The following is a 13,209-nucleotide window of genomic DNA, read 5'->3' as shown; positions in this document are numbered from 1 at the left end:
GGCCGTGGCGGATCGCACGCGCAGCGTCTATTGTCGGTGCCTCTTCAGACAGCAGGCAGGCAGCGCAGCACGATGGCACGGTGGCAATGGATGGCGGCAGGCGTAGCGTTGGCGACGGTAGTGGCATTGGCTGCGACCTGGTGGGAGACACCGCTGCATACGCTGGCTGAACCGGCGGGTCCGGCTCCGACGCCGTTGGCGTGGACCGCGCAGATCGAACCGCTGGCCGGCGATGGCCATCCGGGTGACCGTGATGGCGCGTCCGCGCAGGCACGCTTCGCCGATCCGTACGCGTTGCTGCGCAGTGCCGATGGCAGCGTCTATTTCACCGATGCCGGCGACAACAACCGGATCCGTCGCCGCCTTCCCGATGGCCGCGTTGAAACGGTGGCCGGGCAGGGCGAGGGACGTGTCGATGGCCCTGCACTGCAGGCCAGTTTCAACACGCCTTCGGGCATTGCCGCCGACGCGCAGGGCAACCTGTATGTGGCCGACACCGGCAACCATGCGATCCGCCGCATCAGCACCGATGGCCAGGTGACCACGCTGGCCGGTGGCGAACAGGGCCACGCCGACGGCCCGGCCGCGCAGGCCCGCTTCGATGCGCCGATGGGCGTTGCAGTGGACCAGCAGGGCCAGGTCTACGTAGCGGACACGTTCAATGACCGCATCCGGGTGATCGGTACCGATGGCAGCGTGCGTACCCTGGCCGGTGGTGATCGGCCGGGCCTTGCCGATGGCGTGGGCGCCGCTGCGCGCTTCGATACGCCGGTGGCGCTGGCCTTCGACGCGCAGGGCGCGTTGCTGGTGGCCGACCTGTTCAACAACGCCGTGCGCCGGGTGGGTGCCGATGGTACGGTCAGCACCGTGGTCGCCGCCGGTGGCGTGATCAATGGGCCGCTGTCGTTGGCCACCACCCATGACGGCGTGCTGTACGTGGGTGATCTCGATGGCCGCATCGTGCAGGTGACGCCGCAGGGCCATCAGATCGCGCTGGTCGGCAATGGCCGCCTGCCGCGGCTGGCCCGCCCCAGCGGATTGGCGCTGGATGCCGATGGCAGCGTGCTGGTGGCCGACGCCGCCAGCTACCGCCTGCATCGCCTGCGCCCGCTGCCGGTGGGCGACCTGCCGGCACCGGCACTGGTCGGCCCGGCTGCCGATGCCGCGCTGCCGAAGACCGGGGGCCGTTGGCCGCTGGCACCGCAGGACGGCTGGCACGAAGTGGTCGGCACCCTGGGCGAGGTGCGCGGCAACTTCACCGGTGAGAGCCGCCACCACCTGCATGGCGGCTTCGACGTGCGCGGTGATGTGGGCCAGACCGTGCTGGCGATCGCCGAAGGCAAGATCAGCAGCCCGGTGGCCGCCTGGAGCCTGGGTGAGCAGGCCGAGGGCCTGGTCGTGGATCGCCTCAAGTACATCCACATGCGGGTCGGCCGCACCCCGCGCGACGAACCCTACGATACGCGCTGGCAGGCGCTGTATGACGAGCAGGGCAGGCTGGAGCGGATGCGCGTGCGCCGCGGCATGCGCATCCACGTCGGTGACCGCCTGGGCAGCATCAACAACCAGGCGCACGTGCACCTGGTCGTGGGTACCGGTGGTTTCGAGACCAACGCGGTGGCGCTGGGTTTCCAGGGCTACGCCGACCACTTCGCGCCGCGCATCACCGATGTGGCCCTGCTGGACGACAACGACCAGCCGATGGCGGCGGGCGGCGATGGCGTGGTGATGGTGGCGCGCCATGGCCGCGGCGTGCAGATCGTGGTCGAGGCCTGGGACCAGGTCGACAACAACCTGCCGCGCCGCCGCCTGGGCATGTACCAGGTCGGTTACCAGATCCTCGACGCCGATGGCCGAGCGCTGCAGGGCTATGAACAGCCACGCTGGAACATCGTGTTCAACCGCATGCCGCCGCAGAAGGAAGCGGTGCGGGTGGCCTACGCCCCCGACAGTGGTATCACCGTGCACGGCAGCGCGGTGACCCGGTTCCGCTACCTGGCCACCAACACCGTGCGCGACGGCCTGATGGAAACCGGGCGCTGGCAGCCGGCGGCGCTGCCGCCGGGCGAGTACATCGTGCGCGCCAGCGTGCGCGACTACAGCGGCAACGAAGGCGTCGGCCCGCGCGAGATCAGGGTACGGCTGCTGCCATAGCCGCAGCCGGGGCGCCGCAGCGTTCGCGCTCGGCGTCCATGTCTTCCAGCGGCCGCACTTCAATGCTGCCGAAGCGCGCCCACGGGAAGTCGCGGGCGATGCGCATGGCTTCGTCGCGGTCGCGGGCGACGATCAGGTTGAAGCCGGCCAGCAGTTCGCGGGTTTCGGCGAACGGGCCATCGAGAACACGGCTGTTGCCATCACGCACGCGCAGGGTCTGTGCAGTGTCGACCGGCTGCAGTTTCTGCGCGGCCAGCAGCGTGCCTTCGGCCTGCAGCTTGTCGGCGTGGGCCAGGCAGTCGCGCATCAGCGCGTTGAATTCTTCGATGGGCAGGGCCTGCAGCAGGGCAGGCTCGATATAGATCAGAAGCAGGTACTGCTGCATGGGACGGTCCTGGCGGGGGCGGGGTGTCCATGATGGCGCAGGTTTGCCCGCCGGCATGCTGCAGCGCGAAAAGCCGCCTGCGGCGGGGACGGCGAACGGCGGAGCCCCTCCGTGGTGGGTTTGGGTGGGTCGCTGAAAGCGGGTTTCCTGAGGGTGGGCCAGGCGGGTGGGATTGGCGGGGACGCCGTGAATCCGTCCCTGGAGGCTTAGCCGCGCCATCCATGGCGCGGATACCCCGCCAACCCCACCCGCCCGGCCCCAGACAGATTCCGGCGGCCGATCCACCACGGGAAATCAACAATCAAGAGCAAAAGCGGGTCGCTTCGCTCGCAAAGCAGAGGCCGCCAGCCAACCGCCTTTGCTTTTGCTGTTGCTGTTGCTGTTGCTGTTGCCTTTTCTCTTGATCTTCCCGTGGTGGGTACCGGAGGCAGGAAACTGTCCAGGGCCGGGTGGGTAGGCGGGGCGGGGGTGTCCGCGGCATGGATGCCGCGGCCAAGCCCCCATGGATGGGTTTACGGCGTCCCCCGACCCGCCTACCCACCCGGCCAAACCCATGAACCCGCGCTTTCAGCGACCACCCACACCACCACGGAGGGGCTCCGCCGTTCGCCGACTCCCGCCGAAGGCGCGCTTTCCACGGAAGAAATAATTTTCAGAGGACGTGTCGATTCCCAGCCCCCTGGTTCGTTGTACCCAATGAAGGGCACGCACCACGCGTCCCCACGGGAGACCGCAATGAAAGTGATGGTGATCGTGAAGGCCAACGCCGACTCCGAAGCCGGCCGCATGCCCAGCGAACAGGAACTGTCCGAAATGGGCGCCTTCAACGAACAACTGGTGGCCGCCGGCATCATGCTGGCCGGTGAAGGCCTGCACGCCACCCAGCGCGGCCGTCGCATTCACTTCGGCGGCGGGGCACCCCAGGTCGAGGCCGGTCCGTTCGGTCCTGCCAGTGAACAGATCGCCGGCTTCTGGCTGTGGGAGGTGCGGTCGCTGGACGAAGCGGTTGAATGGGCCAGCCGCGCGCCGTTCGGCAGTGGCGGCACGCTCGAACTGCGTCCCCTGATCTCCGCTGAAGACTTCGGTGAAGCCTTCACCCCCGAATTACAGCAGCAGGAACAGCGTCTGCGTGCACAGCTGGAAGGTTGACCCGATTCATCTCCACGCCGGGCACGACCCGGCGCTACCGCCCTGAACCACATCACGGAGTATTGCCATGAGACTGATTCCCTTCCTCGGCTTCAGCGGCCAGGCCCACGAGGCGATGGCGTTCTACGCCAAGGCACTCGGTGGCCAGGTCACTTCGGAAATGAAATACCGCGACATGCCGCCCTCCGATGGCTCGCCGGGCTGCAACGAGATGCCGCCGGAAACCCTGGACCACGTCGCCCACAGCCAGCTGGAGATCGGCAACGCCATCGTGATGGCGGCCGACGGCCCCGGCGGCGGCGAGGGTGGCTCGACCACCATCAATGTCGATGTCGACAGCATCGAAGAAGCCGAACGCGTGTTTGCCGCGCTGGCCGAGGGGGGCCAGGTGCAGATGCCGATCGCCGAAACGTTCTGGGCGCACCGCTGGGGCATGCTGGTCGACCGCTATGGCAAGCCGTGGATGGTCAACTGCATGAAGCAGCCCTGATTCCTCTCTTTCTTTCATCCACAAGGAGCTTCACCGATGAGTGCACCGCAACCGCAGATGATCTTCGTCAACCTGCCCGTGCAGGATCTGAACGCGTCCAAGACCTTTTTCGCAGCGCTGGGCTACAGCTTCAACCCGACCTTCACCAATGACGATGCCGCCTGCATGGTGATCAGCGAGAGCATCTTCGTGATGCTGCTGACCCAGCCGTTCTTCAAGCAGTTCACCACCAAGCCGATCGCCGACGCACGCAGCCAGACCGAGGTGATCACCTGCCTGTCGGCGGACAGCCGCAAGGCGGTGGACGTGATGGTGGACAAGGCTCTGGCGGCCGGCGCCAGTGAACCGCAGCCCGCGCGCGACTACGGTTTCATGTACCAGCGTGGCTTCCAGGACCTGGATGGCCATCTCTGGGAAATCGCACACATGGACGGCGAGCCGGGCTGACGGCCGCCGCAGGGAGAACCCGCATGGCTTACGTGGACGCTTACGTGCTGCCGTGCCCGCAGGACAAGGTGGCGGCCTACCGTCGCCTTGCCCGCAAGGCCGGTGCGGTGTGGAAGGACCATGGCGCGCTGCAGTACATGGAATGCGTGGCCGACGATGTGGAGCCGGGCAAGAGCACCTCCTTCCCGCGCGCGGTCAAGGCGAAACCGGGCGAGACGGTGATCGTCGCCTTCGTGGTGTTCCGCTCGCGCGCGGCACGCGACCGCATCAACGCAAAGGTGATGGCCGACCCGCGGCTGGCGTCGCTGGGCCCGAAGGACATGCCGTTCGATACCCGGCGCATGTTCTGGGGTGGCTTCAAGCCGATTGTTGAAGCGTGAGCTGCGGCGCTTGTGCGGGCCGGGCGTGCGTGCTGTGATCGGCGCATGCTCGAGCCCGCACTTACGCAGCGTCTGGAAACCCTCTGGCGGATGGAGTCGCCAGTGCTGATTGCGCGCCTGGCGCGGCTGCTCGGTGGCGATGTCGGCCGTGCCGAGGAGCTGGCCCAGGACACCTGGCTGGCCGCGCTGGAGCGTTGGCCGGAGCAGGGTATCCCGGACAACCCCGGAGCCTGGCTGATGACCACCGCGCGCAACCGTGCCATCGATGTGCTGCGCCAGCACCAGCGGGTGGCGCAGCAGCATGCGCAGTGGGGCGAGGAACTGCATCCGGCGGCACTGCCGGCGCCGGATGACAGCCAGGCACTGGAGGACGACCTGGGCGATGACCTGCTGCGGCTGATGTTCGTGGCCTGCCATCCCGTGCTGCCGGCCGATGCGCGGGTGGCACTGACCCTGCGCCTGCTCGGTGGCCTGACCACCGTCGAGATCGCGCGTGCGTTCCTGCAGCCGGAGCCGACCATCGCCCAGCGCATCGTGCGCGCCAAGCGCACGCTGGCGCAGAAGCAGGTGCCCTATGAAGTGCCACGCGCGGACGCGATGCCGGAGCGCCTGGCCTCGGTGCTGGAAGCGATCTATCTGGTGTTCAACGAAGGCTACGCCGCCAGCGCCGGTGATGACTGGATGCGCCCGGCGCTGTGCGAGGAAGCGCTGCGGCTGGCCCGCATCCTGGCGCATCGGTTGCCGGTGCCGCCGGTACTGGGCCTGCTGGCGCTGATGGAACTGCAGGCCTCGCGCGCAGCGGCACGGGTGGACGCGCAGGGCGCGCCGGTGCTGCTGGACCAGCAGAACCGCGCGCGCTGGGACTGGCTGCAGATCGACCGCGGGCAGCAGGTGCTGGCGCGCGCGTTGGCCATCGGTGGCGACCAGGATCCCTATGTGCTGCAGGCGCGCATCGCGGCCTGCCATGCGGCTGCGCGGCGCGCCGACGCGACCGACTGGCCGCGTATCGCCGCGCTCTATGCACAGCTGCTGCAGGTGCAACCTTCGCCGGTGGTGGCATTGAACCGGGTGGTGGCGATCCTGCGCAGCGAAGGCCCGTTCGCCGCGTGGGCGCAGCTGCAGCCCCTGCTGGTCGACGCGCGCCTGCGCGACTATGCGCCGCTGCAGGTGGTGCGCGGCGAGCTGCTGCAGGCACTGGGGCGTGAGCAGGACGCACGTGACGCTTTTGGCCAGGCCGCTCGGCTCAGCCAGAACCAGGCCGAGCGCGGACTGCTGCGGCAACGGGCGGGCCTGCCCCCCACGGACTGAGCCGACAAAGGCAGCACTTGTCGCCGGCCGCCTGAGCGGCTATGTTTCGCGCCCAGCGGACGCATCAGCGTCCGCGATCCGTGCGTATTGACCGAGGAGCGGTTGGATGTATTCAAGGACGAAGAGCGCATCGCGCGCTTTTGCGCGCCTGCTTGCCTGTGCCCTGTGCGTGGCCGTATGGCCGATGGCCGTGCAGGCTGCGGACAAATCACAGCAGGCCTATTGGGCCGGTTTTGCCTATACCGCTGACGCCGCCGCCGTGCAGGCGACCACCCCGCATGCGCACGCGGTGCTGGAACGGCGTGGGCTGGTCCCGCTGAACCAGACGCTGGCACAGTCGCTCAAGCGCCACGCACCGGCCCACCTGGAGCTGATCGACCAGCCGGTGGCGATGCTCGACGGCACCACCAGTGCCACCGTGCTGGCCGCTGCGCTGGATCGCGAGCTGGTCTCGGTCGAACCGATCGGCGACCAGTACAAGGTGCTGGTGGAAGTGGCGCTGCAGGCGTTGTTCTTCGACTTCCGCGAGCGCCAGGTGATCGCCTCCTATCCGCTCACCCTGCAGCGCATCGACGTGCAGGACTACCGTCCGGACAACGACGATATCGACGCGATCGTCGCCGATCTGCTGTACGGCGGTGCCGATACCAGCCTGTCGCAGGTACTGGCGGCCAGCCTGGCGCAGGCCCGGTTGCCCGATGCCGCCGTGCGTCGCCTGCAGGTGGGCGGGGTGACCCTGTCCGACGCGGCACGCGCCAAGCTGCCCGATCCGAAGTGGGAAGCACCGCTGCGTGCCACGCTTGCGCACGAACTGTCCAAGACGCTGTCGTCCAACACTGGCGTTGGCCTGCTGCCGCCGGCCTCGGGCCAGGCGATCGGCGGTGCGATGGCCGCCCGCTTTGCCGACGGCAAGGTCTACCAGCTGAAGATTCCCGAACCCGACTACGTCATCCAGCTGCAGGTCGATGCACTGAAGAACGGCGTGATCGAGGAAACCCCGGCGATGAAGACGATGCTGTTCGGCGCCTTCTTCACCGCCAAGGTGAGCGAGCCGTTCTCGGGCAAGGTCTATTTCGAACAGCCGCTGCGCAAGGGGGCCACCAAGGTGGTGCCGGTCACGCAGTGGCAGGTCGACCAGTGGTCGGCCAGCTACGAAACCCTGCTGGCCGGCTTCGACGCCTTCGCCGGCGCCGCCGCCAAGCGTGCCGATTCGCGCGCCTGGCTGGACGAACAGAAGCCGGGCGGCCGCCCGTTGCAGCAGCAGACCCAAGCCCTCCAGGAGTTGATCAAGTCATGTCGTTGATGCGTACCATCCTGCTCATCCTCATCGCGCTGGCGGTGGCCTCGCCGGTCGCTGCGCAGACCGCGAGTTCGCGCGGTACCGGCTCGGCCAGCTACGGCCTGCGCCTGAGCGCCGATACCCGTGCCCAGGCCCTGAACAAGGCCAAGGTCAATGCCCTGGAGGCGTACATCGCCGAAACCGGTGCGGCCAAGCTGCGCCTGTTCGAGGCGCGCCGCGCCGAGTTCATCGGCGAGATCGACCGCTACGTGCTCAGCGCCGTGCAGCTGTCGGACACCGAAGACAAGAAGGCCAAGACCTACAGCGTCACCGTCCGCGCCGAGATCAACACCACCCTGCTGCAGACCAAGCTGGATGCGGGTTCGGCCGTGGCCGGCGCCACCGCTGCGCAGCGCTCGCTGCTGACCTTCCTGTTCATGGCGCGCTCGCAGGACACCGTGCAGTCGTTCCAGGACAAGGAATACCGCCGCGTCGACGCCAGCAGCAGCTACAGCGAGAACACCCGTGAAGGCGACAGCTTCCGCGGCAACTCGGTCAGCACCAACGGCAGCATCAACCAGAACGGTTCGGTGTCGGTCACCAGCGGCGGCAGCACCACCGCGCGCGCCGACAACATCACCTGGAAGGTGGCCAACGCCGCCGAAGTCAACACCGCGATGACCGGTGCCTTCAGCGCCGCCGGCTACGAGGTGGTTGAAGCCGAGTACGTGGAAGGCGAGTCGCGCGGCCTGCTCAGCATCGAGCGCATCCGCAAGGACTTCAGCACCGGCAACGACCTGGCCCCGGCCACCCTGCGCGACACCGCCAATGGCATCCGTGCGGCCAACATCCCGTACATCGCCGTCGGCACCCTCGACGTCGGCATGCGTGACCGCGATCCGGCCAGCGGCAACACCCGCGTGTTCGTCACTGTCACCGGCAAGGTGCTGGACGTGACCGGTCGTTTCCCGCGCACCGTGTCGTCGGTCGGCCCGGTGCAGTTCTCCGGCACCGGCCCGAATGAAACCGTGGCCCGTACCAATGCCCTGCAGCTGGCTGCCGAAAAGGCCGCCCAGCAGATGATCAACGAACTGAACGTCAAGGCGGTCCGCTGATCCGCCGCCCCGTTGGGTGCCGAGCTCGCTCGGCATCGCCCCTGGGTTACCGATTCCCCACGTGCCGCACGCGGCCGTTTCTTCCAAAGGACTCTCACATGATCCGCAATACCGCTCTTGCCCTGGCCATCGCGGCCGCCACCCTGTCGATGCCGGCCCATGCCGGCCTGGGCAAGCTGAAGGACCTGGCCGGTGGCTCCACCGGCTCCTCCAGCAGCACCTCCAGCGCCGCTGCCCCGGACGAAGCCGCGCAGGAAGCGCTGGTGCGTCGTTTCGTCAGCTCGCAGTCGCACTCGCTGCAGGCCCAGACCTCGTTCGCCCGTGCCTTCGGCCTGGCCGAGCAGGTGCAGCTGCTGGAAGCCGAGCGCCAGGCGCTGTCGTCGGGTTCGGTCAGCGTCGATGCGATGAAGAAGTCGGTGTCGGTCAGCGAAGCCGCCCAGGCCGCGATCGACGAGCGCCAGGCCGCGCAGCCGGAGCTGAACGCTGAATCCAAGCAGCACTACGCCGAAGGCCTGGTCTCGCTGCTGGCGTCGGCCGCCGAAGCGCAGAAGCTGGGTGGCGAAGCCAGCAACTTCACCGCCGGCATGAAGAACCTGGGCGCCACCCAGATGGCTACCGTCGGCCGCAAGCTGGCCGCTGGTGCATGGGTGGCCAAGGAATCGCCGGGCTTCATCCAGGGCCTGTACGGTTCGACCAAGTCGGCTGTGACCTTCGCCAAGAAGAGCAAGGTCAAGGTGCCGTCCAACGCCGACTCGATGCTGGGCCAGCTGGACAAGATGAACTGATCCGAGGCGAATCCCCATGCGTACGACCTCCCGTTTGATCGGCCTGGGCCTGGCTGCCGCGCTGCTTGCAGCCTGTGGCAAGCAGGACACCCCGGCCGAAGCGCCCGCACCTGCCAAGGACAAGGCAACCAGTGCACTGGCCAGCAATGCGCCAGTGGAAGCAGCGCCCCTGCGTGGCACGCCGGATTTCGGCGGCACCACCCAGGTCGCGCGCGAGGCCGACGGCATCGGCAGCACCCCGGAACTGGCGGTGCTGGCGGCGTTGCAGTCGGCGGTGGCGCAGGTCAACGGCGTACGCGTGGCCAGCCAGATGCAGAGCCTGCGTGCAGGCCTGCATGTGGATGTGGATGACGAACACGTCGGCGATATCCGCGCCGACGCGTTCACCCAGCAGATGATCGCCGGCTCGCAGGGCGCGGTGCTGGGCTATGAAATCCTGTCGCAGGACGAAGTGCGGCAGCTGGATGAAGAAACCATCGCGCGCGTGCGCGCCAGCGACGAAGGCTGGAGCTTCAAGGGTTCGGCCTCTGCCAGCGCGTCCGGCGAGGCCACGGCCAAGGGCGGCGGAGCCTCGGCCAGCGTCAAGGAGAGCTACGACGAGAAGGTCAGCGTCGATGCCAAGCGTGGCGCAAGCTCGTTCGATTCGGATGTGACCCACCGCAGCATGCGCAGCTACTGGAAGGTGCGCGTGCGTGCACAGATTGCCCAGTACCGTGCACCGGACGAGCAGGGCAAGCCGAAGATCGTGGTCGCGCTGCCGCGCACCAAGGCCGGCAGCTATGCCGTGGGCGATGGCCGCGTGAGTGCCGATGAAGTGGCCGACGCGATCCGCGCGCGCCTGTCCGACACGCTGACCCAGACCCAGCGCTTCATCGTGCTGGATCGCGAGTTCGGCGACGAACTGCAGGCCGAGATCGACCATATCAACAGCGGCAACGTACGCCTGCAGGACACCACACGCGTCGGCCAGCAGCTGGCGACCGACCTGATCCTGATCCCGACCATCGAACGCTTCGAGTACCCGCGCAGCGTGCGCAACCTGCGCATGTCCGACCGCCAGGTGACCTCGTACTCCGGTGGCGGCCGCATCACCCTGCGCCTGGTCAACGCCACCACCGGCCAGGTGGTGATGTCCGACAGCTTCGACCACCAGCTGGCCTCGACCGGCCCGAGCACCCTGCCCCGCGTGGTCAACGGCCGCAACATGGCCGCGGCGATGATGGAATCGCTGTCGGGCCAGATCGGTACCACGATCGTCACCACGCTGTTCCCGGTGTCGGTGGTTTCTGTGGACGGTGACCAGGTGGTGTTGAGCCAGGGTGGCGAAACCCTGCAGGCCGGCCAGCGCTGGCAGGCCGTGCGCCTGGGCGAGGAACTGAAGGACCCGCAGACCGGCCGCTCACTGGGCCGCAGTGAACACCCGTGCTGCACCATCCGCATCGACCGCGTGGCCGCACAGACCTCGTACGGCACCATCGAAGACGGCGTCGACGCGATGCGCGGCGGTTTCCGCCCGGGCCAGATCGAACTGCGCCAGAAGCTGGGCAGCAAGCCGGCCGCCGCCGCAGGTGCGACTGCCTCGGCCGCTCCCGCCGCCGCCGCACGCCCGGCGGCCAAGCCGAAGCCCAAGCCCGCTGCCGCCCCGGCCGAAGACCCGAACTGGTAACACCCTGAGGGGGTCAGATTCCTTTTCCGGCGGGAAAAGGATCTGACCCCTTCGTGTTTCCGTGCGTGTCGACCGAGGTCGACACCCACCAACAGCAGTGGGACCCCGCCTACCCTCAGGAAACCAGCTTTTGCTGTTGCTTCGGCTGTTGCCGTTGTTTCGGCAGGTGCAGGGCGCAGCCCTGGCGAATCCCATTACACTCCAGAAGGATTTCCCTGCTGGAGAGTGCAATGAAACGAGTGGTACTGGGCGTGCTGGCCCTGTCGGTGTCGAGCGCACTGATGGCGGCCACCCCGAAATTCGATGGCGCGCGGATCTCCGCCGACGTCAAGGAACTGGCCTCCGACGCCTACGAAGGCCGCTCGCCGGCCACCGCCGGCGAAGAAAAGACCATCGCCTACCTCAGCAGGCAGTTTGCCGACGCCGGCCTGCAGCCGGGCGGCGACCTCAAGGACGGCAAGCGCCTGTGGACCCAGGCCGTGCCGCTGCGCAAGGGCGACATCGTCGGCGCACCGCAGCTGGCGCTGCACCAGGGCGGCAAGACCCTGCCGCTGGAGCAGGGCAAGCAGATCGCCGTGCGCGCCGCCATGAACGGCGCCAGCAGCGTCGACATCAGCAAGGCCCCGCTGGTGTTTCTCGGCTACGGCGTGAAGGCACCGGAGCGCAACTGGGACGACTTCAAGGGCGTGGACCTGAAGGGCAAGATCGCCGTGGTGCTGATCAACGACCCGGACTTCGAAACCGGCCAGGGTGATTTCGACGGCAAGGGCATGACCTATTACGGCCGTTGGACCTACAAGTACGAGGAAGGCGCCCGCCAGGGGGCGCTGGGCGTGCTGATCGTGCACGAGACCGCACCGGCGTCGTATGGCTGGGCCACCGTGGCCGGCTCCAACACCAACACCATGTTCGACGTGGTGCGTGACAACCCGGCAGAAAGCCACCCGCTGCTGGAAGGCTGGATCCAGCGCGACCTTGCCGTGGAGCTGTTCCGCTCGGCCGGGCAGGATTTCGAAGCACTGAAGAAGAAGGCGCAGCAGCGCGACTTCACCCCGGTGCCGCTGATCGGCGCCAGCCTGGACGCGAAGTACGCGGTGAAGACCGAAGTGATCACCTCGCACAACGTGGCCGCGCGCCTGGAAGGCAGCCGCCATCCGGACGAGACCATCATCTACAGCGCGCACTGGGACCACATCGGCGTGGGCGAGCCGGACGCGCGCGGTGACCGCATCTTCAACGGCGCGCTGGACAACGCCAGCGGCACCGCCTCGCTGGTCGAGCTGGCCCGTGGCTTCGCCAAGGAGAAGCGCCCGCAGCGCTCGCTGCTGTTCCTGGCGGTCACCGCCGAGGAAAAGGGCCTGCTGGGTTCTGAGTACTACGCCACCCATCCGCTATATCCGCTGGAAAAGACCGTGGCCGTGATCAACATGGACGGCATGGCGCCGTTCGGCCCGTCGCGTGACTTCGGCATCTACGGTGCCGCGCGCTTCGAGCTGCTGGACCAGCTGAAGGACGTGGCCAAGGGCTGGGATATCCGCTACACGCCGGACCCGAAGCCGGAAGCGGGCCTGTTCTTCCGCTCCGACCACTTCCCGTTCGCCAAGCGTGGCGTGCCGGCGCTGTCCTGGTCGGCCGGCCAGGACTGGGTGGACGGTGGCGTGGCCGCAGGCAGGAAGGCCTCCGAGGACTACACCGCCAAGCGCTATCACCAGCAGGGCGACGAGTGGCAGCCGGACTGGGTGTTTGCCGGTGCCGCGCGCGACCTGGAAGTGCTGTACACGCTGGGCAACCAGCTGGCCAATTCCCGCGATTGGCCGAACTGGAGCAAGGACGAGGCGTTCCGCGCCGTGCGTGACGCCAGCGCCGACCAGCGCAAGTAACGGCGTCCGGTAGTGCCGGCCGCTGGCCGGCATTGCCGCCCCCGGAAACGCCGGGCCGTGCCTGGCGTTTCCATAACGGCTTCCATCCCAACTTTCCCGGCCTTCGTCGCAGCCTGCTTGCTTGCCCGGCGGGCCGCCCTATGCTCGGCTCACCCCCTTCCTCAAGGCGCC

General features: G+C 67.9%; 12 protein-coding genes. 11 read left to right on the top strand and 1 reads right to left on the bottom strand.

Annotation, left to right across the window (positions count from 1 at the left end):
* Positions 1 to 72: 72 nt before the first annotated feature.
* Complete coding sequence (locus tag AC5QAB_RS12195) at positions 73 to 2,154, top strand: NHL repeat-containing protein (RefSeq protein WP_495233410.1); 2,082 nt, start codon at positions 73 to 75, stop codon at positions 2,152 to 2,154.
* Here AC5QAB_RS12195 and AC5QAB_RS12190 read toward each other — a convergent pair.
* The gene (locus tag AC5QAB_RS12190) at positions 2,132 to 2,539 is read right to left on the bottom strand and encodes a YciI family protein (RefSeq protein WP_012479004.1); all 408 of its coding nucleotides are present in this window, start codon (positions 2,537 to 2,539) and stop codon (positions 2,132 to 2,134) included. The genes AC5QAB_RS12195 and AC5QAB_RS12190 overlap by 23 nt on opposite strands.
* 735 nt (positions 2,540 to 3,274) lie before the next feature.
* Here AC5QAB_RS12190 and AC5QAB_RS12185 point away from each other — a divergent pair.
* The 10 genes from AC5QAB_RS12185 (at position 3,275) to AC5QAB_RS12140 (ending at position 13,038) form a co-directional block, all read left to right on the top strand.
* Positions 3,275 to 3,688, top strand: a complete 414-nt coding sequence (locus tag AC5QAB_RS12185) for a YciI family protein (RefSeq protein WP_014645771.1) — start codon at positions 3,275 to 3,277, stop codon at positions 3,686 to 3,688.
* Positions 3,689 to 3,755: 67 nt separating this feature from the next.
* Positions 3,756 to 4,178, top strand: a complete 423-nt coding sequence (locus tag AC5QAB_RS12180) for a VOC family protein (protein WP_014645772.1) — start codon at positions 3,756 to 3,758, stop codon at positions 4,176 to 4,178.
* A 36-nt stretch (positions 4,179 to 4,214) separates the two neighbouring features.
* A complete protein-coding gene (locus tag AC5QAB_RS12175) occupies positions 4,215 to 4,625 on the top strand; it encodes a VOC family protein (protein WP_014645773.1) in 411 nt (136 codons plus the stop codon).
* 23 nt (positions 4,626 to 4,648) lie between these two features.
* Positions 4,649 to 5,005, top strand: coding sequence for a DUF1428 domain-containing protein (locus AC5QAB_RS12170; protein ID WP_014645774.1), 357 nt, complete (start codon positions 4,649 to 4,651; stop codon positions 5,003 to 5,005).
* A gap of 45 nt (positions 5,006 to 5,050) precedes the next feature.
* Positions 5,051 to 6,313 (top strand): RNA polymerase sigma factor, encoded by a 1,263-nt coding sequence (locus AC5QAB_RS12165; RefSeq protein ID WP_032959269.1) that lies wholly within the window; start codon positions 5,051 to 5,053, stop codon positions 6,311 to 6,313.
* A gap of 106 nt (positions 6,314 to 6,419) precedes the next feature.
* A complete protein-coding gene (locus tag AC5QAB_RS12160; protein ID WP_049408539.1) occupies positions 6,420 to 7,616 on the top strand; it encodes a hypothetical protein in 1,197 nt (398 codons plus the stop codon).
* Positions 7,607 to 8,707 carry a hypothetical protein gene (locus AC5QAB_RS12155; RefSeq protein ID WP_014645777.1) on the top strand — a complete coding sequence of 367 codons (1,101 nt, stop codon included), beginning with the start codon at positions 7,607 to 7,609 and terminating at the stop codon, positions 8,705 to 8,707. Before AC5QAB_RS12160 ends, AC5QAB_RS12155 begins: the two co-directional genes overlap by 10 nt.
* Positions 8,708 to 8,805: 98 nt before the next feature.
* A complete protein-coding gene (locus AC5QAB_RS12150) occupies positions 8,806 to 9,492 on the top strand; it encodes a hypothetical protein (protein WP_014645778.1) in 687 nt (228 codons plus the stop codon).
* Between the two features lie 16 nt (positions 9,493 to 9,508).
* Complete coding sequence (locus AC5QAB_RS12145) at positions 9,509 to 11,158, top strand: CsgG/HfaB family protein (protein ID WP_100449303.1); 1,650 nt, start codon at positions 9,509 to 9,511, stop codon at positions 11,156 to 11,158.
* Between the two features lie 230 nt (positions 11,159 to 11,388).
* The gene (locus AC5QAB_RS12140; RefSeq protein ID WP_197561752.1) at positions 11,389 to 13,038 is read left to right on the top strand and encodes a M28 family peptidase; all 1,650 of its coding nucleotides are present in this window, start codon (positions 11,389 to 11,391) and stop codon (positions 13,036 to 13,038) included.
* Positions 13,039 to 13,209: the final 171 nt, after the last annotated feature.

This window comes from Stenotrophomonas sp. YJH_SMC_127 (assembly GCF_059372445.1).
Note: the sequence above shows the minus strand (reverse complement) of the source record. Positions and strands in the feature narration are given on the sequence as shown.

Coding starts and splice junctions, on each gene's coding strand:
- AC5QAB_RS12195 (WP_495233410.1), top strand. CDS start 73: ATGGCACGGTGGCAATGGATGGCGGCAGGCGTAGCGTTGGCGACGGTA.
- AC5QAB_RS12190 (WP_012479004.1), bottom strand. CDS start 2,539: ATGCAGCAGTACCTGCTTCTGATCTATATCGAGCCTGCCCTGCTGCAG.
- AC5QAB_RS12185 (WP_014645771.1), top strand. CDS start 3,275: ATGAAAGTGATGGTGATCGTGAAGGCCAACGCCGACTCCGAAGCCGGC.
- AC5QAB_RS12180 (WP_014645772.1), top strand. CDS start 3,756: ATGAGACTGATTCCCTTCCTCGGCTTCAGCGGCCAGGCCCACGAGGCG.
- AC5QAB_RS12175 (WP_014645773.1), top strand. CDS start 4,215: ATGAGTGCACCGCAACCGCAGATGATCTTCGTCAACCTGCCCGTGCAG.
- AC5QAB_RS12170 (WP_014645774.1), top strand. CDS start 4,649: ATGGCTTACGTGGACGCTTACGTGCTGCCGTGCCCGCAGGACAAGGTG.
- AC5QAB_RS12165 (WP_032959269.1), top strand. CDS start 5,051: ATGCTCGAGCCCGCACTTACGCAGCGTCTGGAAACCCTCTGGCGGATG.
- AC5QAB_RS12160 (WP_049408539.1), top strand. CDS start 6,420: ATGTATTCAAGGACGAAGAGCGCATCGCGCGCTTTTGCGCGCCTGCTT.
- AC5QAB_RS12155 (WP_014645777.1), top strand. CDS start 7,607: ATGTCGTTGATGCGTACCATCCTGCTCATCCTCATCGCGCTGGCGGTG.
- AC5QAB_RS12150 (WP_014645778.1), top strand. CDS start 8,806: ATGATCCGCAATACCGCTCTTGCCCTGGCCATCGCGGCCGCCACCCTG.
- AC5QAB_RS12145 (WP_100449303.1), top strand. CDS start 9,509: ATGCGTACGACCTCCCGTTTGATCGGCCTGGGCCTGGCTGCCGCGCTG.
- AC5QAB_RS12140 (WP_197561752.1), top strand. CDS start 11,389: ATGAAACGAGTGGTACTGGGCGTGCTGGCCCTGTCGGTGTCGAGCGCA.